The following is a 21,053-nucleotide window of genomic DNA, read 5'->3' on the forward strand; positions in this document are numbered from 1 at the left end:
ATTGGCTTATGAGTGAAGGTGAATCCATGACTACATCGACTGTAAAAACTAACCTGCTGGGTCTGACTCAGCTGGAAATGGAAAAATTCTTCGACTCAATCGGGGAGAAGCGTTTCCGTGCCGGTCAGGTAATGAAATGGATTCACCACCTTGGCGTTGATGATTTCGACGCCATGACGAACGTCAGCAAAGCCTTGCGCGACAAGCTCAAGGTGATTGCTGAGGTTCGCGGTCCTGAAGTCGTCAGCGAGGACATTTCCACCGACGGCACCCGTAAGTGGGTGGTGCGTGTGGCGTCCGGCAGCTGCGTCGAGACCGTGTACATTCCCCAGGGCAAACGCGGCACTCTGTGCGTTTCGTCCCAGGCAGGCTGTGCCCTGGATTGCAGTTTCTGCTCCACCGGCAAGCAAGGTTTCAACAGCAACCTCACCGCCGCCGAAGTCATCGGCCAGGTGTGGATTGCCAATAAATCGTTCGGCAGCATCCCGGCGACCGCCGACCGTGCCATCACCAACGTGGTGATGATGGGCATGGGCGAGCCGCTGCTGAACTTCGACAACGTCGTGGCCGCCATGCATCTGATGATGGATGACCTGGGCTACGGGATCTCCAAGCGCCGCGTAACCCTGTCCACTTCGGGCGTGGTGCCGATGATCGATGAGCTGGCCAAGCACATCGACGTGTCCCTGGCGTTGTCGCTGCACGCACCGAATGACGCATTGCGTAACCAATTGGTGCCGATCAACAAAAAGTATCCGCTTAAGATGCTGCTCGAGTCGTGCCAGCGCTACATGGCGACCCTGGGCGAAAAACGCGTGCTGACCATTGAGTACACCATGCTCAAGGACATCAACGACAAAGTTGAGCACGCGGTCGAGATGATCGAGTTGCTCAAGAATGTACCGTGCAAGATCAACCTGATTCCGTTCAACCCGTTCCCGCATTCCGGCTATGAGCGTCCGAGCAATAACGCCATCCGCCGTTTCCAGGATCAGCTTCACCATGCCGGCTACAACGTCACCGTGCGCACCACGCGCGGCGAAGACATCGATGCCGCGTGTGGCCAATTGGTAGGACAGGTGCTGGATCGCACCCGTCGCAGCGAGCGTTATATCGCGGTGCGTGAATTGAGCGCCGAAAACGATATGGCGCAAAACGCAGCGAACAACAACTAAGAGAGGATCTCTATGTCCCTGCGCTTTGCGCTGCTTGTGCTGTTGGCCAGCCTCTGTGCTGGTTGTGTCCTGTCGGGCGATTTCAATCCGATGAAGACCAGCAAGGGCCGCGATGAAGCGCGTGTCGCCTACGTGCAACTGGGGCTGGGGTACTTGCAGCAAGGGATGACCGAGCGGGCCAAGGTGCCGTTGAAAAAGGCCCTGGACCTGGACGATTCCGACCCTGACGCCAACGCGGCGTTGGGCCTGGTGTTCCAGGCCGAGATGGAACCGGAGCTGGCCGACCAGCATTTTCGCAAGGCGCTGTCCTCCCGTCCTGGCGATGCTCGCATCCTGAACAACTACGGCAGTTTTCTGTACGAAGAGAAACGTTACAAGGAAGCCTACGAGCGCTTTGAGCAGGCCGCCGCCGATACCCTGTATCCTGAGCGTTCGCGGGTGTTCGAAAATCTTGGCATGACCGCTTCGAAGCTTGGCCAGCGTGACCTGGCCCAGCAGCAACTGGAAAAAGCCCTGCGTTTGAACCGCCAACAACCACGCGCATTGCTGGAAATGGCTGAGTTGTCTTACGAAGACAGGCATTATGTGCCCGCGCGTGACTATTACGACCGTTTTAGCCTGCTCACCGAACAAAATGCACGTAGTCTATTGCTCGGCGTTCGGCTGGCAAAAGTGTTTGAAGATCGCGACAAGGCCGCCAGTTTTGGCCTGCAATTAAAACGACTCTATCCCGGTACGCCGGAATATCAGCAATACCTGTCGGAGCAATGATGAAAGCGGCGCATCCCGAAGTTGTAGCAGCGAATCGCGTTAACCCCGGTGAGACATTGCGCCAGGCCCGCGAAAGCAATGGCTGGTCGCTGGCCGAAGTGGCCCTCAAGCTCAACCTCACCGTCAATTCCCTGGGGAATCTGGAAGCCGGCGCTTTCGACAAGCTGCCGGGGCATACCTTTGCCCGTGGTTACATTCGCGCGTACGCCAAACTGCTCGGCATGGACCAGACCGTTCTGGTCCAGCAGTTCGACCAATCCACCGGCACCGACTCCCAGGGCAGCAACGTCCACAGCCTGGGTCGTATCGAAGAGCCGGTTCGGGTTTCCCACACGATTTTGCGCATTGTCAGCCTGTTGTTGCTGATCGCGGTGATTGGTGGCGGTTTTGTCTGGTGGCAGGATCAAACGTCCTTGCGCACCAAGGACCTGGCGACCCTGGCTCCGGAACACGTAGAAGTCGAAGGCGCCGACGGCACCACCCAGATCCATCCGCTGGACGAGCCGGAAGACCAGGCTGTCGCGGAAGGTCAGACTGAAGCTGGAACCACGCTTGCATTGCCACAGTCCGAGACATCGACTGAAGCACCGGCCGAAGCTGAAGCCGCAGCGCCTGCTCCAGCGCCTGTAGCCCCGGCTGCAACCCCTGCGGCACCGGTTCACAACGCCGCCCCGGTAGTCGCTGCGCCCGTTGCTCCAGCGCCAGCCGCTCCGGCACCGACCGTCGCTGCGCCGGTTGCACCTGCTGCCGTTGCTCCCGCCGCGACTGCCGCCGCCGCGCCAGTCGCCGGTCAAGGCCAGGTTCAGCTGCTGTTCACCGCTGATTGCTGGACGCAAGTGACCGATGGCTCCGGCAAAGTGCTGTTGAGCGGTCTCAAGCGCAAAGGCGAAAACGTTTCTGTCAGTGGCAAGCCGCCGTTTGCCGTGCGCCTGGGCTTTGCCCATGGCGCGCAGGTCAGCTACAACGGCCAGGTGATTGATGTCGCTCCGTTCACCAGTGGCGAGACTGCTCGCCTGAAGTTGGGTCAATAAGTCATGCACGGCGAATCTCCAATCAAACGTCGCGAATCCCGCAAGATCTGGGTCGGTAACGTGCCTGTTGGCGGCGATGCGCCCATCGCTGTGCAGAGCATGACCAACAGCGACACCAATGACGTGGCCGCCACCGTGGCCCAGATCAATCGCCTGGAAGCCGCGGGCGTCGATATCGTGCGCATTTCCGTGCCGGATATGGACGCCGCCGAGGCGTTCGGCAAGATCAAGCAACTGGTCAAGGTGCCGCTGGTTGCCGACATCCACTTCGACTACAAGATCGCCTTGCGCGTCGCCGAACTGGGCGTTGACTGCCTGCGCATCAACCCGGGCAACATCGGTCGTGAAGACCGCGTGCGTGCAGTGGTCGATGCCGCCCGTGACCGCGGGATCCCGATCCGCATCGGCGTGAACGCCGGTTCCCTGGAAAAAGACCTGCAAAAGAAATACGGCGAGCCGACCCCGGCCGCGCTGGTCGAATCGGCCCTGCGTCACGTCGAACACCTGGAACGCCTGAATTTCAAGGACTTCAAGGTCAGTGTGAAGGCATCCGACGTGTTCATGGCCGTCGCCGCCTACCGCTTGCTGGCCAAGGAAATCGTCCAGCCGCTGCACCTGGGCATCACCGAAGCCGGTGGTTTGCGTTCAGGCACGGTGAAATCCGCCGTGGGCCTCGGTATGCTGCTCGCCGAAGGGATTGGCGATACTATTCGCATCTCGTTGGCGGCTGACCCGGTCGAGGAAGTGAAAGTCGGCTACGACATTCTCAAATCCCTGCACCTGCGTTCCCGTGGCATCAACTTCATCGCCTGCCCGAGCTGCTCGCGGCAGAACTTCGATGTGGTCAAGACCATGAACGAGCTGGAAGGGCGCCTCGAAGATTTGCTGGTGCCGCTGGATGTCGCGGTCATCGGTTGCGTGGTCAACGGGCCGGGCGAAGCCAAGGAAGCCCATATCGGCTTGACCGGCGGCACGCCCAACCTGATTTACATCGACGGCAAGCCGGCGCAGAAACTGACGAATGACAATCTGGTGGATGAGCTTGAACGCTTGATCCGCCAGAAAGCGGCCGAAAAGGTCGAAGCCGACGCGGCTGTAATCGCCCGCGGCTGATCAAACGAATTTAAGGATTTTTTGTGAGCAAGTCTCTGCAAGCCATACGTGGCATGAACGACATCCTGCCCGAGCAGACGCCCCTGTGGCGTCATTTCGAGGGCACCGTCTCGCGTTTGCTGGATAACTACGGTTATAAGCAGATCCGCATGCCGATCGTCGAGTTCACCGAGCTGTTCAAGCGCTCCATCGGTGAAGTGACCGACATCGTCGAAAAAGAGATGTACACCTTCGAAGACCGCAACGGCGATTCCCTGACCCTGCGCCCTGAAGGCACGGCGGCCTGCGTGCGTGCGGTGCTCGAGCACGGCATCACCGGCGGCGGCCAGGTGCAGAAACTCTGGTACATCGGCCCGATGTTCCGTCACGAACGTCCGCAGAAAGGTCGTTATCGCCAGTTCCACCAGATCGGTGTCGAAGTGTTCAACCTCGACGGTCCGGACATCGACGCCGAGCTGATCATCCTGACCTGGCGCCTGTGGGGCGAGCTGGGCATCCGTGATGCGGTCAAGCTCGAGCTCAACAGCCTGGGCACCGCTGAGTCCCGTGGTCGTTATCGTGAAGCCCTGGTCGAGTTCCTGTCGGCGCGCCTGGACAAGCTCGATGAAGACAGCCAGCGTCGTCTGAAGACCAACCCGTTGCGGGTCCTGGACACCAAGAACGCCGACACACAAGCGGTCCTGGTCGACGCGCCGAAAATGGCCGACTACCTCGATGACGAATCCCGCGTGCACTTCGAGGGCCTCAAGGCGCGCCTCGATGCGGCCGGCATTCCTTATGTGATCAACCCGAAGCTGGTTCGCGGGCTGGATTACTACAGCAAGACCGTTTTCGAATGGGTCACCGACAAGTTGGGCGCCCAGGGCACCGTGTGTGCCGGTGGTCGTTACGACGGTCTGGTGGAGCAGATGGGCGGCAAGCCGACCCCGGGCGTTGGTTTCGCCATGGGGATCGAGCGCCTGGTGCTGCTGCTGGAAACCCTGGAACAGATCCCGCAAGAGATCTCCCGTCAGGTCGACGTCTACCTCTGCGCCTTCGGTGAAGCCGCCGAGCTGGCCGGGCTGGCCTTGAGCGAACGTGTGCGTGACCAATTGCCCAACCTGCGCCTGCAAGTCAATGCCGGTGCCGGCAGTTTCAAAAGTCAGTTCAAGAAAGCCGACAAGAGCGGTGCGTTGTATGCGCTGATCCTCGGTGACGACGAGATGGCCCAGCAAGTGGTAGGTTTCAAACCCCTGCGTGGCCAGGGCGAACAACAAAGCATTGCCTGGGATGCGCTCGCTGCACACCTGGCCACCTGCGTCGTGCAGGGTTGAAGCTGTCAAACAGCCGATTTAGCGATTAAGGAGTATTGGGGTGTCGAGTACCGAAGACGAACAACTGGCGGATTTGAAAGACTGGTGGACACGTAACGGCAAGCCCCTGGTCACTGGCGGCCTGTTGGCGCTGGTCATCGTGTTCGGCTGGCAGGCTTTTCACAAGTATCAGAGCAATCAGTCGCAAGGCGCCTCGATTCTCTATCAGCAACTGCTGGAAACCACGCTGACGCCTGACGGCAAGCCTGACGCAGCCCGCGTTGCGGACCTGGCCGGCAAGCTCAACAGTGAGTTCGGCGGTTCGGCCTACGCGCAATACGGCAGCCTGTTCGTGGCGAAAGTCGCGGTCGACAGCGGCAAGCTGGACGATGCGGCCACCGAGCTGAAAGCCATCACCGACAAACCGGCCAACCCGGCGCTGGGCGAAATCGCCCGTCAGCGTCTGGCCCAGGTTCTGGCCGCACAGAACAAGGTCGAAGACGCTCTGAAACTGCTTGAAGGCGATGCCGACAAGTCGTTCCTGGCCACTCGCGAAGAACTCAAGGGCGACCTGCTGGTGCAGTTGGGTCGTACCGACGAAGCGAACACGGCGTATCAAAAAGCCAAGGCAGCACTGTCCGATGAAGCGGCAGTCGGCGGCCTCCAAATCAAGCTGGACGACCTGGCCAAAGGGGATGCGTGACGTGATCCGTTGGAAACATGCAGCATTGCTGGCTCTGGCCGTTCTGGCCGCGGGTTGCAGCAGCAACAGCAAAAAAGAATTGCCGCCGGCCGAGTTGACCGACTTCAAAGAAGAAGTGGTTCTGCACAAGCAGTGGAGTCGTTCGATCGGTGACGGTCAGGGCGAAACCTACAACATGCTGGTGCCGGCCATCGAAGGCGATACCATCTATGCCGCCGACGTCACGGGTGAAGTCGTGGCGATGGATCGCAGCAATGGCGACGTCAAATGGAAGAAAGATCTCGACCTGCCTGTTTCCGGCGCCGTTGGCGTGGGTTACGGTCTGCTCACGATCGGTACGCTCAAGGGTGAAATCGTTGCCCTGGACGCGACCAACGGCGAAGAGAAATGGCGCGCTCGCGTGACCAGCGAAGTCCTCGCGCCGCCAGCCAACAACGGCGACGTTGTAGTGGTTCAGACCCAGGACGATCGTCTGATCGGCCTGGATGCGGCGACCGGCACCCAGCGCTGGTTGTATGACAGCACGCCAGCGGTCCTGACCCTGCGCGGCACCAGTGCGCCAGTGGTCACCAACCGCCTCGCGGTGGCTGGCCTGTCGACCGGTAAAGTGGTTGCTCTCGATATTTCCAACGGCGTGCCGGTGTGGGAACAACGGGTTGCGATTCCACAGGGTCGTTCGGAACTGGAGCGCGTGGTCGATATCGACGGCGGTCTGCTGCTGTCCGGCGAAACCCTGTACGTCGCCAGCTACCAGGGTCGCGTTGCGGCACTGGACCTGCAAAGCGGTCGTCAGCTCTGGCAGCGTGATGCTTCCAGCTATGCCGGTGTCGCCCAGGGTTTTGGCAGCGTCTACGTGAGCCTGTCCTCGGGCACCGTTGAAGGCGTCGACGAACGTTCCACCACAGCCTTGTGGAGCAACGATTCGCTGGCTCGCCGTCAACTGTCGGCTCCGGAAGTGTTCTCCAGCTACGTTGCAGTCGGCGACATGGAAGGCTACCTGCACCTGCTGAGCCAGGTGGACGGTCGTTTCGTCGGCCGCGAGCGCATCGACAGCGACGGCCTGCGCGCCCGTCCGCTGGTGGTGGGTGACACGATTTATGTGTATGGCAACAGTGGCAAACTGGAAGCCCTGACCATTAAGTAAAGATTTGACTATGCTTGGGGTTTAACCCCCAGGCGGCCTTGTTCTGCAAGGCTTGCGGCGCCTTCAAGCGCTGCCCCGAGCACCAGCCGCTGCCTCGCAGCGGCTTTTGTATTTTCTGAATTAACGAAGTGGAGAGCCGCATGGTTCCCGTAATCGCCCTGGTGGGCCGACCGAACGTCGGCAAGTCCACCTTGTTCAACCGCCTGACCAGGACTCGCGACGCCATCGTCGGCGACTTGTCCGGTCTGACCCGTGATCGCCAATACGGTGAGGCCAAGTGGCAAGGGCGTTCCTACATTCTGGTCGACACCGGCGGTATCTCCGGTGACGAGCACGGTATGGACGAAAAAATGGCCGAGCAGTCGCTGCTGGCCATTGAAGAAGCGGATGTCGTTCTGTTCCTGGTAGATGCCAAGGCCGGTTTCACCGCCGCCGACCAGATGATCGCCGAGCATTTGCGCAAACGTAACAAGCGTTCCTACGTGGTTGCCAACAAGGTCGACAACATCGACCCGGAAATGGCCCGCGCCGAGTTCGCCCCGTTGGGCATGGGCCACGCGATTCCGATCGCCGGCGCCCACGGTCGTGGCATCACCCAGATGCTGGAAATCGCCCTCAGCGACTTCCCGAAAGACGATGACGAGCTGGAAGAAGGCGAGGAAGAGATCGTTGCCGAAGGCGAGGAAGCCAAGCGCATTCCTGGCCCAAGCGAAAAAGACGGGATCAAGATCGCCATCATCGGCCGCCCGAACGTCGGCAAGTCGACCCTGGTCAACCGTATGCTCGGTGAAGACCGGGTCATCGTGTATGACGAGCCCGGCACTACCCGCGACAGCATTTACATCCCGTTCGAGCGTAACGACGAGAAGTACACGCTGATCGACACCGCCGGTGTGCGCAAGCGCGGCAAGATCCACGAAGAAGTCGAAAAATTCTCCGTGGTCAAGACCCTGCAGGCGATCAAAGACGCCAACGTGGTGATCTTTGTGATGGACGCCCGCGAAGGTGTGGTTGACCACGACCTCAACCTGCTGGGCTTTGCCATTGAGTCGGGTCGTGCGCTGGTCATCGCGATCAACAAGTGGGACGGCATGACGCCGAGCGAGCGCGATTTCGTGAAAGTCGAGCTGCAACGTCGTCTGTTCTTCGTTGACTACGCCGACATCCACTTCATCTCGGCCCTGCACGGCACGGGCGTGGGCAACCTCTACGCCTCCGTACAGAACTCGTTCAAGTCTGCGGTTACCCGCTGGCCAACCAACCGCCTGACCACGATTCTGGAAGATGCAGTCGGTGAGCACGCGCCGCCGATGGTCAACAACCGCCGGATCAAGCTGCGTTATGCCCACTTGGGTGGCGCGAACCCGCCGATCATCGTGATTCACGGTAACCAGATCGAGAAGGTGCCGAAGTCTTACGTGCGTTATCTGGAAAACACTTACCGTCGTGTCTTGAAGCTGGTCGGTACGCCGATCCGCATCGAGTTCAAGGGCGGCGAGAACCCGTACGAAGGCAACAAGACCTCGCTCACCGACCGTCAGGTCAACAAGAAGCGCCGCATGATGTCGCACCACAAGAAAGCCGATAAGAAGCGCCGCGATAAGAGATAGGAGCAGCGTCAAGCTTTAAGCTGCAAGCTGTCTAGTCCTGAAATAGGTTTACACCTATTTCACCCTAACGCCCGATGCACCGCATCGGGCGTTTTGTATTTCAAGGACAGGTGTGGGCGTTCCTGGTTGTAGATCAGTATTGCCTCCCGCACCATCTGCTCCGCTTGTGCCAAGTCTTTCGGACGGTGGAGCAAGAGTTCGGTTTTCAAGATGCCGTTAACCCGCTCTGCCTTGGCGTTTTGATAGCAATCGTAACCATCGGTCATCGAGCATGTAATGCCGTGTTTGGCATGGATCTTTTGGTAAAGCCCTGAGCAATACTGCACACCTCGATCCGAGTGATGGACCAGTTTCTGCCGTGTTCGACGCGTCTTCAGCGCCATGCGCAAGGCCTGGGCTACCGAGTCGGCATGCAGGCTGCCGTGCACGTGATAACCGACAATTTTTCTCGAGAAATCATCCGTCACCAGGCTTAGGTAGACCGGATCATCGCGTTGGGTGGAGAGGTAAGTAATATCCGCCACCCAGACCTGTTCCGGACCGGATGCGGCGACTTGCTGCGGGCCAGGCTTCAGTAGATTGGGATGGCAGTGAAAGTGATGATGGCTGTCGGTCGTCTTGTGGTAGGCCCGTTTCCTGCGAACCAACTGCCGATGTTCGCGTAAAACCTCAAACAAACGATCCCGGCCAACGTGCAGCTCTGGCTTATCACGCTTTTCATGCATCAATGAGTGCAGTTTGCGTGTGCCTAAGCAGGGTTGGCGTACGCGGATCTCCTGCACAAACTGCATGAGTTTCTGATCCTGCTCGAGCCGAGCTCGATAGACCCGTTCGCGTTTGTAAAAGGCTTGGCGACTGATCCCCATAAACTGGCAAGCCCTGCTGACACTCAGGGTTTGGGTTTGCGCAACGACTTGCCGGGCCGCTTTTTTACAACGGATACGCCGTAGTCGTTCTTCAGGACATCGACCACGTCTTCAAAGAATTTGGCTTTCTGATTCGCCAGCGCCAACTGCTCCTCAAGCTCCTTAATTCTCTGCTCGGGAGTTAATGGCAAAGTAGGCTCGTCCATCGGTCGGACCCTCTGGGAGCGAATGGAAGCGCCTTGGCTCCAGTCCTGTCGACCATGCTTGCGTAGCCAGACCAACACCGTCGACCGACCCTGAATCCCGTAGCGCCGTTGAGCCTCTTTATAACTCAACTCGCCTTTTTCGACCTGATCGACAACCGACAATTTAAAAGTCAGCGTGTAATCGCGTTGACTGCGTTTTATGCCCGTATCCATTGCACCTTCCTGATGAGAAGTCAGAAGGTGTAAACCTTATTCAGGACGGAACAAGCTTTAAGAAAAAGCCAGAAAGGGTCCTGTCCGGGGACCCTTTTTTGTGTCTGATGGTTTGCTGCTTGACCACTTGCAGCTTGTCGCTTGAAACTTGCAGCTCACCTGCAGGGGCCTACCGATGATCACCAGTAAGCTGCCGAATGTCGGCATCACTATCTTCACTCAGATGTCTCAGCTCGCGGCGCAAACCGGGGCGATCAACCTGTCCCAGGGTTTTCCCGATTTTGATGCGCCCCAGGCGTTGTGCGATGCGGTGGGTCGGCATATTGCCCAGGGCCACAACCAATATTCGCCGATGACCGGCCTGCCGGCGTTGCGCCAGCAGATTTCAGCGAAGATCGCGCGCAGCTACGGCGTCAGCGTGGATGCCGATCATGAAGTGACGGTCACCCCCGGCGCCACCCAGGCGATCTTCTGTGCGATTCAGGCGGTTATCCACAGCGGCGACGAAGTGATCGTCTTCGACCCGTGCTACGACAGCTACGAGCCCTCGGTGCAGCTGGCCGGAGGCCGCTGCGTGCACGTGCAGCTCGGGCTGGATGATTTCGCCATCGACTTCCAGAAGCTCGCTGAGGCGATAACGCCGCGTACGCGGATGATCGTGATCAATTCGCCGCACAACCCGAGCGGTGCGCTGATCAGCCGCGCCGAGCTGGATCAGTTGGCGGATTTGATTCGTGATCGCGACATCTACCTCGTCAGTGACGAAGTCTATGAGCACCTGGTGTTCGACGGCGTACCTCACGTTAGCGTTCTGAATCACGAGGAGCTGTATCAACGCGCCTTCGTGGTCAGTTCCTTCGGCAAGACTTACCACGTCACAGGCTGGAAAACCGGCTACGTGGTCGCACCGCCAGCCCTCACGGCGGAACTGCGCAAGGTGCACCAATACGTGAGCTTCTGCGGCGTGACCCCGCTGCAATTTGCCTTGGCCGACTTCATGGCTGAGCATCCGGAACACGTCGAAGAACTGCCTGGTTTCTACCAGGCCAAGCGCGACCTGTTCTGCGATCTGCTGGCGCCGTCGCGCTTTAGCTTGACCCGTGTCACCGGCACCTATTTCCAATTGGTCGATTATTCGCAGATCCGCCCGGACCTTAACGACGTCGAGATGGCGCTGTGGATGACCCGCGAACACGGCGTGGCGAGCATCCCGATCTCGGTGTTCTACCAGAACCCACCCGAAGGCCAGCGCCTGGTGCGCCTGTGCTTCGCCAAACGCGAGGAGACCCTGCGTGAAGCAGCGGCAAAACTATGCGTGATCTGAGTGCACTGCCCAACCTGAACATCGCGCTGATCCAGACCACCCTGGCCTGGCACGACCGCCAGGCCAACCTGGAGCATTTCGAGCAATTGCTGGAACAGGCCCGCGGCGCGGACCTGATTATCCTGCCGGAGATGTTCACCACTGGCTTTTCCATGCAGTCCGAGACCCTCGCCGAGGCGGAAAACGGTCCGACCAGTAAATGGCTGCGGGTTCAGGCTGCGAAGCTTGAGGCGGTAATTACCGGCAGCGTCATCGTCCAGGCCGCTGATGGCAGTCATCGCAATCGCCTGCTCTGGGCGCGGCCGGACGGCGAGGTGTCGCATTACGACAAGCGTCACCTGTTCCGCATGGCCGGCGAGCACAACCACTACACCCCCGGCGAGCGCCAGGTGCAGTTCGAGCTCAAGGGCTGGCGGATTCGGCCGCTGATTTGCTACGACCTGCGCTTCCCGGTCTGGAGCCGTGATGCCCAGGACACCGACCTGCTGCTGTACACCGCCAATTGGCCGGGTGCGCGACGTCAGCATTGGAACCGCTTACTGCCGGCCCGAGCCATCGAGAACCTGTGCTATGTCGCGGCTGTGAACCGGATTGGCACCGACGGCAAGGGCTTTGCGTATACCGGTGATAGTCAGGTGCTGGATTTCCAGGGTGAAACCTTGCTCAGTGCCGGGGAGGCTGATGGGGTGTTTCAGGTGGTACTGGATGCGGCAGAACTGGCGGTTTACCGCACGCGGTTTCCGGCGAATCTGGATGCCGACACGTTCGAGTTCACCTAACCGATCGTAACCGATCGTTCCCACGCTCTGCGTGGGAATGCATCCCGGGACGCTCCGCGTCCCATTCGGGAGCTGGAACGCGGAGCGTCCCTTGAGGCATTCCCACGCGGAGCGTGGGAGCGATCAGCGTAGGAACGATCAACAAAAAGGCCCCAAGGTTCGCACCTTGGGGCCTTTTGCATTGCAGCGAACGCTTACGCCGCTTCTTTCGCTTGCGGCTGGCTCAACGAGCGGTTCAGCGCGCTGAACAGCGCCTTGAAGCTCGCCGTGGTGATGTTTTCATCAATCCCTACGCCGTGCACCGCACGCTGGCCTTCAACCCGCAGTTCGATATAAGCGGCTGCCTTGGCGTTGGTGCCCGCGCCAATGGCGTGTTCGTTGTAGTCCATGATTTCCACCGGGATCGGCAGACCGGCCACCAACGCTTCCAGGGCGCCGTTGCCCTTGCCGCGCCAGTGCAGGTTGGTTTCGCCCTGGCCCTTGCCCGAGACTTCCACTTCCACCGAGCTGTTGCCGTTTTCTTCCTGCAAGCGATGGCTGACCAGCGCGTACGGGGTGTTGGCCTGCAAGTATTCGCTGTGCAGCAGCGCGTGGATTTGCTGGGCAGTCATTTCCAGGCCGAGGCGATCGGTTTCACGCTGTACGACCTGGCTGAACTCGATCTGCATGCGACGCGGCAAGCTGATGCCGTATTCCTGTTCCAGCAGGTAAGCGATACCGCCCTTGCCCGACTGGCTGTTGACGCGAATCACCGCCTCGTAGCTGCGGCCGATGTCGGCCGGGTCGATCGGCAAGTACGGCACTTCCCACAGGGTGTCCGGTTGCTGCTGGGCGAAGCCCTTGCGGATCGCGTCCTGGTGCGAGCCGGAGAACGCGGTGTGCACCAGGTCGCCGACGTACGGATGACGTGGGTGCACCTGGATCTGGTTGCACTCTTCGACGACTTTGCGCACGCCATCGATGTCGGAGAAGTCCAGCTCAGGGTGGATGCCCTGGGTGTAGAGGTTCAGTGCCACGGTCACCAGATCGACGTTACCGGTGCGCTCGCCGTTACCGAACAGGCAGCCTTCGACACGGTCGGCGCCGGCCATCAGGCCCAACTCGGTGGCGGCCACGCCGGTGCCACGGTCGTTGTGGGTGTGCAGGCTGATGATCACGCTGTCACGACGGTTGATGTGACGGCCGAACCATTCGATCTGGTCGGCGTAGATGTTCGGGGTCGCGCATTCGACGGTGGCCGGCAGGTTGAGGATCACCTTGTGCTCAGGCGTCGGGTTCCAGACTTCGATCACCGCGTCGCACACTTCCTTGGCGAACTCGAGTTCGGTGGCGCTGAAGGTTTCCGGCGAGTATTCGAAGGTCCACTCGGTGTCCGGCTGCTGGGCGGCGTATTTGACGAACAGCTTGGCAGCGTTCACGGCGATGGCCTTGATCCCGTCCTTGTCCTGGTTGAAGACAATGCGGCGGAAGGAAGGGGAGGTCGCGTTGTACAGGTGAACGATAGCTTTTTTCGCCCCGCGCAGGGATTCGAAAGTGCGCTCGATCAAGTCTTCACGGCCCTGGGTCAGCACCTGAATGGTGGTGTCGTCCGGGATGTGGCCGTCTTCGATCAGGGTGCGCACGAAGTCGAAGTCGGTTTGCGAAGCCGCCGGGAACGAGGCTTCGATTTCTTTCACGCCGACCTGCACCAGGGTTTTCCAGAAACGCAGCTTCTTCGCCGCGTCCATTGGCTCGATCAGCGACTGGTTGCCGTCGCGAAGGTCCGAGCTGCACCAGATCGGCGCGGCGGTGATGGTCTTCGACGGCCAGGTGCGGTCCGGAATGTCGATGGTCGGGAACGCGCGGTATTTCGAAGACGGGTCTTTGAGCATGCTCATCGGGAAATCCTTATTGTGTGGGCCGAAAAAAGGCGGCCTGCCGGTGGATCAAAAGTGTTTGGGAAAACGTGTAAGGCGAGGCACCGCGATTCAGCCTGGCAGTCGTGCACTGACGAGGCACAGGCTGCGGTGCTGGCGAAGCTGAATGAGGGTGTGAGAGGTTTTCATGCCTTCAACCCTAACCGCCGGGGTTGAGGTTGGCAAGCAGTCGAAAAAAATTGAGAGGAATACTCGAAAAGGCGAGATTGGCGAGATTTTATTGCTGGGATGTGGAGTGATTGTTTTGATGTTTGCGCGGGGCTTGTGGGATGCGCAATTGAAGGTTGGTGATGTGTTGCCCGGGATTCCGCCTTCGCGGGCAAGCCTCGCTCCTACAGGTTTGCGGTGATCGTCGTCCTGTAGGAGCGAGGCTTGCCCGCGAAGAGGCCGGCAGCCCCAACGACTTTTTAAGGCTGAAACGCCCCAATAAAAATCGCCGGGTCCACCCGCGCATCATTCAGGCTGACGTTCCAGTGCATATGCGGCCCGGTCGCCCGACCCGTCGAACCGACCTTGCCCACCACACCGCCCCGCGCCAATTGCTGGCCAACCTTCACATCAATCTTCGACATGTGGCAGAACATGCTGATAAAGCCCTGGCCATGGTCGACAAACACCGTGTTGCCATTGAAGAAGTAGTTACCAATCAAAATCACCTTGCCCGCCGCCGGGGTCTTGATCGGTGTGCCCGCCGGCACTGCGAAGTCCAGGCCCGCATGAGGGTTGCGCTCTTCACCATTAAAGAACCGACGCACACCGAACTTGCTCGACAGCGGCCCGTTGACCGGTTTGTCCAGCAACAGGTTGCTCGGGGTGACGGGGCTGAAACTGCGATAGGCCTGGATCTGCTCGGCCAGTTCGCCTTCGATGCGCTTGAGGTTCTCCGGGTTCGGGTTGACCTGCTGGGTGTTCTTCAGCGTGATGCGCTGTTCCGGGTACTTTTTGTTGCCGACGGTGAAGCTCAAGTTACGGCCGCCGCTGCTCACTTGCTGGTTGCCCGGTTTGACGGTCAGCGGCACACCGACGATGGCCAGCCAGTTGCTTTGTTCCTTGACCACCAGCACCGGTTTGCCCTGATACGTGGCTTTCGGCGCCTGGGCGGCAGCGCCCAAGTCCACGACCGCCACGCCCCCCGGCACCGGTTTGTTCAGCAGGCGGGTGATGTAGCTGTCGGCGTGGGCGTTGAAGGTCAAGCACAGCAACAACAATGGAGCCAGGAAACGGGGCATGGATCAATCCAGTAGAGAAAGGGTGACAGGCGTCAGGTGATTGTCTTCGACGCGCACTTGCAACTCGCCCTCGCCGAGCCGGGCGTTCAGGCGCTGGCCGGGGTGGGTCTGGGCGGCATTGCGAATCGCGTTGCCGCGCTCGTCCAGCAAAATGCTGTAGCCACGGCCAAGGGTCGCCAATGGGCTGACCACATGCAGCGTCTGCATCTGGCTTTGCAGTTGCAGGCGCCGGGCCTTGAGGCCTTCGCGCATTGAGCGGGGCAGGCGTTCCGCGAGGCTGTCGAGGCGTTGGCGCAGCATCGCCAGTTGCCGTCCCGGATGTTGCCCGGCGAGGCGGGTTTCCAGACGGATCAAGCGTTCGCGGCGGGTATTGAGGCTGCGTTCGAAGGCGCGACGCAGGCGCATGTCCAGATCGTCCAGGCGTTGCGCTTGCTGGCGCAGGCGTTCGCCGGGATGACGCAGGCGCCGGGACATGCCTTCCAGGCGCAGGCGATCACGCATCAAGCGGTCGCGGATGCGCATCACCAGGCGCCGATGCAGGCTTTCGACCCGACGCACCAGGTCGCTGGAATCCGGAGCCAACAATTCGGCAGCAGCAGAAGGCGTCGGGGCGCGAACGTCCGCCACGAAGTCGCTGATCGACACGTCGGTTTCATGGCCGACGGCGCTGACAATCGGCGTCACACAGGCATCCACGGCGCGGGCCACGGCTTCTTCGTTGAAACACCAGAGGTCTTCCAGCGAACCGCCGCCACGGGCCAGGATCAACGCATCGAAGCCTCGGGCGTCCGCCAGTTTCAAGGCGCGGACAATCTGTGCGGTGGCTTCGCGGCCCTGTACAGCGGTGGGGATCAGCGTCAGTTGCACCTGCGGCGCCCGGCGGCGGAACACGCTGATGATGTCGCGGATCACCGCGCCGGTGGGCGAGCTGATGATGCCGATGCGTTGCGGATGGGCCGGCAACGGCACTTTGCGCTCGGCACTGAACAGGCCTTCGGCGCTGAGCTTTTCTTTCAGTGCATCGAAGGCCAGGCGCAGGGCACCGTCACCGGCCGGTTCCACGGTGTCGAGGATCAGTTGATAGTCGCCACGGCCCTCGAACAGCGAGACTTTGCCCCGCACCTTGACCGCCAGGCCATCCTTCAGCGCCTGCCGTACCTTGGCGGCGTTCTGCCGGAACAGTGCGCAACGGACCTGGGCGCCGCTGTCCTTGAGGGTGAAATACACGTGGCCGGACGCCGGGCGGGCGAGGTTGGAGATTTCGCCTTCGACCCAGATATTGCTGAACACGTCTTCCAGCAACACCCGCGCGCGGCCGTTGAGCTGGCTGACAGTCAGGACTTCACGGTCCAGGCCGAGTCTTGCAAAGGGATCTTTAATCATGGGGCGCATGATAAAGGCATTCTTCAGGGGAATGCACGATCACCCGCAGGCTGCGCCTAAAGGGATTGTGTGAATTGTTGGACCAATGCTGTGGGATTTTGCCGGCAGGCGAGGGCGACGGTGCTGAGGCAATCCGAGTCCGCCAGCGGCAGGAAATGGATGTCCGGCGGGGCGATGTCTTGCATCGATTCCGGCAACAAGGCAATGCCGAACCCGGCCTGGATCAATTGAAGTTGCGTGGTTTTGCGCGACACCACCCGCGCGGCCTTGGGAAAGAAGCCCTGGCGCATGCACAACTCCGCAGACAGATAGCTCAAGCCACCGCGCTGCGGATGGGGAATGGAGATAAACGCTTCATCCTTCAACTGCGCCAGATCGATACCTTGCCCTGAGTTATCCACAGCCAGCCGATGATTCGGTGGCACCGCCAGCAGCAAGCGTTCGCTATATAGAGGCACAATCTGCACGCCTTCGCGCTGGCGCAGCACCGGCAAGCGCAGCAGACCGACGTCCAGGCGACCCTCGGCCAACTCTTCCAGTTGCGCTTCGGAGGACAGTTTGACGATGTCCATGGACACGCCGGGATGTTGATCGAGATAAACGCTGATGCCGCGCAGTAGCCGCCCGCTCATCGGCACGGTGCTGGAATGGCTCAGGCGCAGAATGCCAAGTTGACCGTTGCCGACCTGGGTCGCCATTTCGCTGGCCTTGGTCAGCTCATTCAACAGATTCCTGGCCCGGGGCAAAAACGCTTCACCCGCCGCCGTCAAACGAGGTTGGCGCGCGGTGCGTTCGAACAGCGGTGTTTGCAGGCGGGTTTCCATGTCCTTGATCTGCCGGCTCAGGGCCGACTGCGCAATAAACAGGCGTTCGGCCGCAGCGCTGAAACTGCCGCACTCGGCGATTTCCACGAAATAACGCAATTGACGGGTAGAAAGCACAAGGCATGCCTTTTCGAGATGGGTGGGCGACTTTGAAGATATTAGTCGCAAGGCTCGGCGCTGGCTAAAGTCATCCACAGGTCTTCAAGGAAAAACCTGCCAATGAATGTGCTTGAGTTGTTGAGCCAATGGCCGTTCGGCGCGACGGATTGGCTGGTGATCGGGCTGGGCATTGCCCTGGCGTACATCGTGTTTGGCATCGCCGGGTTTGGCACCGCGCTGGTGGCGGGGCCGATCCTGATCCTGTTCATGCCGCTGTCGAAAATCGTGCCGTTGCTGGTGCTGCTGGATTTCGTCGCGGCGTTCGGCAATCTGCTGCCGTCGCGGCGGGACGTGGCCAGGCCCGAGCTGCTGCGATTGCTGCCCTGCATGGCGGTGGGTTGCACGTTGGGGGTGATCTTCCTGCTGAATCTGAAATCCGATCTGTTGCTGCTGTTGATGGGGCTGTTTATCAGCGCCTATGCGGTTTACAGCCTGTGGGTCAAAACCCGGCCCACGCAATTGTCCGCCGGTTGGGCAGTGCCGATGGGCACGGTGGGCGGGATGTTCGGGGCGTTGTTTGGCAGTGGTGGCTTTTTATATGCGATCTATCTGAACAGTCGCTTGCCCAAGGACGCGGCCCGGGCGACCCAGAGTGCGCTGATCAGTTGCAGCACCGTGGTGCGTTTGAGCCTGTTTGCCGTCGCGGGGGTGTACGCCGAGCTACCCTTATTGGTATTGGCCGTGTGCTTGTTGCCGGCCATGGCGCTGGGGTTGTGGATCGGCCGACGGTTGACGATGAAGCTGTCTCGGGAAGCGTTCGTGCGGCTGGTGACCTGGTTGGTGCTGGCCAGCGGGATTGCCTTGATCGGGCGGTATTTGAGTACTTGACCTGAGTGTGTCAGGGATTAAGCTGCCGGCCGTTCTGTCGCTTTCGCGGGCAAGCCTCGCTCCTACAGGTTTCGCGCAGATCCTTGTAGGAGCGAGGCTTGCCCGCGAAGGCGCCATCCGCCACGCCGCAGCACTTCCCATTTGACGCAGTAGGCTTGCACCATGAATTCCCAAAGCATCATCGTCCCGAAAATTTCCACATTGCCGGTACACGAACCCCGGGCCCGGGCGGTCGTGCGGTGGCTGGTGCGCAAGAACATCGTCAAGGAAGAACTGACCACCTGCGGGCGCACCGGTAATCGCATGGGCTACGCGCTGGCCGATGGCGCTCGCGCAGTGGTGCTGCACCCGGAAGCGCTGCCGTTCGGCGAACCGGTCAACGGCCTGGAAATCATCACCAAACGCTGCATCTACACGCCGGCCAAGGGGTTTCTGGGCGAAGCGGGGTGCGCCGAGTGCCGCAAGGAAATCGGCGAGGCGCTGTTCGAAAGCCTGGAAGAGTGGATGCCGGGGCGCACCGACAACTTCACCTGCCCTGAATGCGGGCATGAAGATGACATCAACGGGTTTCTGTTCCTGCAGGAATGCGGCTTTTCCAACCTGGGGTTCATCTTCAACAACTGGGCCGAGGCGGGGTTCAAGCAGAGCTTTATCGATGAATTTGCCGATTGGCTGGACCAGCCCGTGAGCCTGGTGAAAGTCGAGCTGTAATCGAACCCGAACCTGTAGGAGCGAGGCTTGCCCGCGAAGCTTTTAGCGCCAGTGATGACGCCTTCGCGGGCAAGCCTCGCTCCTACGGGATTGTGTGGCAAATGCCCCGTCGATCACTGCATCGATAATAGACAGAGTTTTACATTGAACCCGAGGGGGTGTCTGACTATAATGGCGCGCTTCCATTTTCCCGCTCGGGAGCCCCCGCGATGCTGCGTATCAGCCAAGAAGCTCTGACATTCGACGACATTCTCCTCGTGCCCGGTTATTCCGAGGTGCTTCCTAACGAAGTCAGTCTCAAGACCCGCCTAACCCGTGGCATCGAGCTGAATATTCCTCTGGTTTCTGCCGCCATGGACACCGTCACTGAAGCCCGTCTGGCAATTGCCATGGCTCAGGAAGGTGGCATCGGCATCATCCACAAGAACATGACCATCGAGCAGCAAGCTGCCGAAGTGCGCAAGGTCAAGCGTTACGAAGCCGGCGTGGTCAAGGACCCGATCACCATCGAGGCTGACGCCACGGTGCGTGAACTGTTCGAACTGACCCGCCTGCACAACATCTCCGGCGTTCCGGTCCTGCACGATGGCGACCTGGTCGGCATCGTTACTTCCCGCGACGTACGTTTCGAAAACCGTCTGGACGCCACCGTCCGTGAAGTGATGACGCCTAAAGAGCGTCTGGTCACGGTCAAGGAAGGCGCCGACAAGAACGACGTTCGCGAGTTGTTGCACAAAAACCGTATCGAACGCGTCCTGATCGTCGACGACAAATTTGCCCTCAAAGGCATGATGACCGTCAACGACATCGAAAAAGCCAAGGCTTACCCGCTGGCCAGCAAGGACGATCAAGGTCGTCTGCGCGTCGGCGCGGCGGTCGGCACCGGTAAAGACACTGGCGAACGTGTTTCGGCACTGGTTGCTGCCGGCGTTGACGTGGTGGTGGTCGACACCGCACACGGTCACTCCAAAGGTGTGATCGACCGCGTTCGCTGGGTCAAACAGAATTTCCCTGATGTGCAGGTCATCGGCGGCAACATTGCCACCGGCGCTGCCGCCAAGGCCCTGGTCGAAGCTGGCGCCGACGCAGTCAAGGTCGGTATCGGCCCTGGCTCGATCTGCACCACCCGCATCGTCGCCGGTGTCGGCGTCCCGCAAATCAGCGCCATCGCCAACGTCGCCGCCGCCCTTGAAGGCTCAGGCGTGCCGTTGATCGCCGACGGCGGTATCCGTTTCTCCGGTGACCTGTCCAAGGCCATCGTAGCCGGTGCTTCCTGCGTGATGATGGGCTCGATGTTCGCCGGTACTGAAGAAGCACCGGGCGAGATCGAACTGTTCCAGGGTCGTTCGTACAAGGCTTACCGTGGCATGGGTTCGCTGGGCGCCATGTCCCAGGCTCAAGGTTCCTCCGACCGTTACTTCCAGGACTCCTCGGCAGGCGCCGAGAAACTCGTCCCGGAAGGCATCGAAGGGCGTGTGCCGTACAAGGGCACCCTGAGCGCCATCATCCATCAACTGATGGGCGGCCTGCGTTCCTCGATGGGCTACACCGGCAGTGCCGACATCGAAGAAATGCGCACCAAGCCTGAGTTCGTGCGGATCACCGGCGCAGGCATGGCCGAGTCCCACGTGCACGACGTACAAATCACAAAAGAAGCACCAAACTATCGGGTCGGCTGAAGCCGACAGCTATAAGCCACAAGCTAAGAGCTGCAAGCGGTACTGCGTTTACGCAGTTACCGCGCAGCTTCCGACTACTTGCAGCTTGCAGCTTGAA

Annotated in this window: 19 protein-coding genes; 14 read left to right on the forward strand and 5 right to left on the reverse strand. The window is 60.1% G+C overall.

Going from position 1 to position 21,053, the window contains the following annotated elements:
- Window positions 1-26 precede the first annotated feature (26 nt).
- From rlmN to der, 8 genes are all read left to right on the forward strand, one after another.
- Window positions 27-1,175: a dual-specificity RNA methyltransferase RlmN gene (gene rlmN, locus ACZ89E_RS28830; RefSeq protein ID WP_149658077.1), complete on the forward strand. Its 1,149-nt coding sequence runs from the start codon at window positions 27-29 to the stop codon at window positions 1,173-1,175.
- 12 nt (window positions 1,176-1,187) lie between these two features.
- A complete protein-coding gene (pilW, locus tag ACZ89E_RS28835; protein WP_149658076.1) occupies window positions 1,188-1,946 on the forward strand; it encodes a type IV pilus biogenesis/stability protein PilW in 759 nt (252 codons plus the stop codon).
- Window positions 1,946-2,977, forward strand: coding sequence for a RodZ domain-containing protein (locus ACZ89E_RS28840; protein ID WP_476256863.1), 1,032 nt, complete (start codon window positions 1,946-1,948; stop codon window positions 2,975-2,977). Before pilW ends, ACZ89E_RS28840 begins: the two co-directional genes overlap by 1 nt.
- A gap of 3 nt (window positions 2,978-2,980) precedes the next feature.
- Window positions 2,981-4,090, forward strand: coding sequence for a flavodoxin-dependent (E)-4-hydroxy-3-methylbut-2-enyl-diphosphate synthase (gene ispG, locus ACZ89E_RS28845; protein ID WP_133840204.1), 1,110 nt, complete (start codon window positions 2,981-2,983; stop codon window positions 4,088-4,090).
- A 23-nt stretch (window positions 4,091-4,113) separates the two neighbouring features.
- The gene (gene hisS / locus ACZ89E_RS28850) at window positions 4,114-5,403 is read left to right on the forward strand and encodes a histidine--tRNA ligase (RefSeq protein ID WP_123410235.1); all 1,290 of its coding nucleotides are present in this window, start codon (window positions 4,114-4,116) and stop codon (window positions 5,401-5,403) included.
- Between the two features lie 40 nt (window positions 5,404-5,443).
- Window positions 5,444-6,085: a tetratricopeptide repeat protein gene (locus tag ACZ89E_RS28855; RefSeq protein WP_149658074.1), complete on the forward strand. Its 642-nt coding sequence runs from the start codon at window positions 5,444-5,446 to the stop codon at window positions 6,083-6,085.
- Window positions 6,078-7,229, forward strand: a complete 1,152-nt coding sequence (gene bamB, locus ACZ89E_RS28860) for an outer membrane protein assembly factor BamB (protein WP_149658073.1) — start codon at window positions 6,078-6,080, stop codon at window positions 7,227-7,229. The genes ACZ89E_RS28855 and bamB overlap by 8 nt, the downstream gene beginning before the upstream one ends.
- A 140-nt stretch (window positions 7,230-7,369) precedes the next feature.
- Complete coding sequence (der, locus tag ACZ89E_RS28865) at window positions 7,370-8,839, forward strand: ribosome biogenesis GTPase Der (RefSeq protein WP_008147761.1); 1,470 nt, start codon at window positions 7,370-7,372, stop codon at window positions 8,837-8,839.
- Between the two features lie 59 nt (window positions 8,840-8,898).
- Here the strand turns inward: der and ACZ89E_RS28870 are convergent.
- Window positions 8,899-10,124, reverse strand: a protein-coding gene (locus tag ACZ89E_RS28870) for an IS3 family transposase (protein ID WP_476255158.1) whose coding sequence is annotated in 2 segments (ribosomal slippage) — window positions 8,899-9,773 and window positions 9,773-10,124 — 1,227 coding nt in all. Because the reading frame shifts where the segments join, the coding sequence is not laid out codon by codon here.
- Between the two features lie 175 nt (window positions 10,125-10,299).
- Between ACZ89E_RS28870 and ACZ89E_RS28875 the strand changes: the two genes are divergently transcribed.
- Window positions 10,300-11,448: a pyridoxal phosphate-dependent aminotransferase gene (locus tag ACZ89E_RS28875; protein WP_149658071.1), complete on the forward strand. Its 1,149-nt coding sequence runs from the start codon at window positions 10,300-10,302 to the stop codon at window positions 11,446-11,448.
- Complete coding sequence (locus tag ACZ89E_RS28880; protein ID WP_476256864.1) at window positions 11,436-12,227, forward strand: amidohydrolase; 792 nt, start codon at window positions 11,436-11,438, stop codon at window positions 12,225-12,227. Before ACZ89E_RS28875 ends, ACZ89E_RS28880 begins: the two co-directional genes overlap by 13 nt.
- A 194-nt stretch (window positions 12,228-12,421) precedes the next feature.
- Here the strand turns inward: ACZ89E_RS28880 and leuA are convergent, their stop codons facing one another.
- Complete coding sequence (gene leuA, locus ACZ89E_RS28885) at window positions 12,422-14,104, reverse strand: 2-isopropylmalate synthase (protein ID WP_149658069.1); 1,683 nt, start codon at window positions 14,102-14,104, stop codon at window positions 12,422-12,424.
- A gap of 166 nt (window positions 14,105-14,270) precedes the next feature.
- On the opposite strand from leuA, the gene ACZ89E_RS28890 reads away from it, so the two are divergent.
- Window positions 14,271-14,492 carry a hypothetical protein gene (locus tag ACZ89E_RS28890; RefSeq protein ID WP_476256865.1) on the forward strand — a complete coding sequence of 74 codons (222 nt, stop codon included), beginning with the start codon at window positions 14,271-14,273 and terminating at the stop codon, window positions 14,490-14,492.
- 58 nt (window positions 14,493-14,550) lie between these two features.
- Here the strand turns inward: ACZ89E_RS28890 and ACZ89E_RS28895 are convergent, their stop codons facing one another.
- The 3 genes from ACZ89E_RS28895 to ACZ89E_RS28905 are packed head-to-tail and all read right to left on the reverse strand — an operon-like array spanning window position 14,551 to window position 17,696.
- Window positions 14,551-15,372: a peptidoglycan DD-metalloendopeptidase family protein gene (locus ACZ89E_RS28895; RefSeq protein ID WP_476256866.1), complete on the reverse strand. Its 822-nt coding sequence runs from the start codon at window positions 15,370-15,372 to the stop codon at window positions 14,551-14,553.
- 3 nt (window positions 15,373-15,375) lie between these two features.
- Window positions 15,376-16,755, reverse strand: coding sequence for an exodeoxyribonuclease VII large subunit (xseA, locus tag ACZ89E_RS28900; protein WP_123410244.1), 1,380 nt, complete (start codon window positions 16,753-16,755; stop codon window positions 15,376-15,378).
- 56 nt (window positions 16,756-16,811) lie between these two features.
- Window positions 16,812-17,696: a LysR family transcriptional regulator gene (locus ACZ89E_RS28905; protein WP_476256867.1), complete on the reverse strand. Its 885-nt coding sequence runs from the start codon at window positions 17,694-17,696 to the stop codon at window positions 16,812-16,814.
- A 102-nt stretch (window positions 17,697-17,798) separates the two neighbouring features.
- Between ACZ89E_RS28905 and ACZ89E_RS28910 the strand changes: the two genes are divergently transcribed.
- The 3 genes from ACZ89E_RS28910 (at window position 17,799) to guaB (ending at window position 20,956) form a co-directional block, all read left to right on the forward strand.
- Window positions 17,799-18,566, forward strand: coding sequence for a sulfite exporter TauE/SafE family protein (locus tag ACZ89E_RS28910; RefSeq protein ID WP_149658065.1), 768 nt, complete (start codon window positions 17,799-17,801; stop codon window positions 18,564-18,566).
- Window positions 18,567-18,728: 162 nt separating this feature from the next.
- Entirely contained in the window at window positions 18,729-19,277 is a 549-nt protein-coding gene (locus ACZ89E_RS28915; protein WP_123410247.1) for a sugar ABC transporter ATPase, read from the forward strand.
- A 209-nt stretch (window positions 19,278-19,486) separates the two neighbouring features.
- Window positions 19,487-20,956: an IMP dehydrogenase gene (guaB, locus tag ACZ89E_RS28920; protein ID WP_149658064.1), complete on the forward strand. Its 1,470-nt coding sequence runs from the start codon at window positions 19,487-19,489 to the stop codon at window positions 20,954-20,956.
- Window positions 20,957-21,053: the final 97 nt, after the last annotated feature.

The organism is Pseudomonas sp. TE3899 (assembly GCF_056279105.1).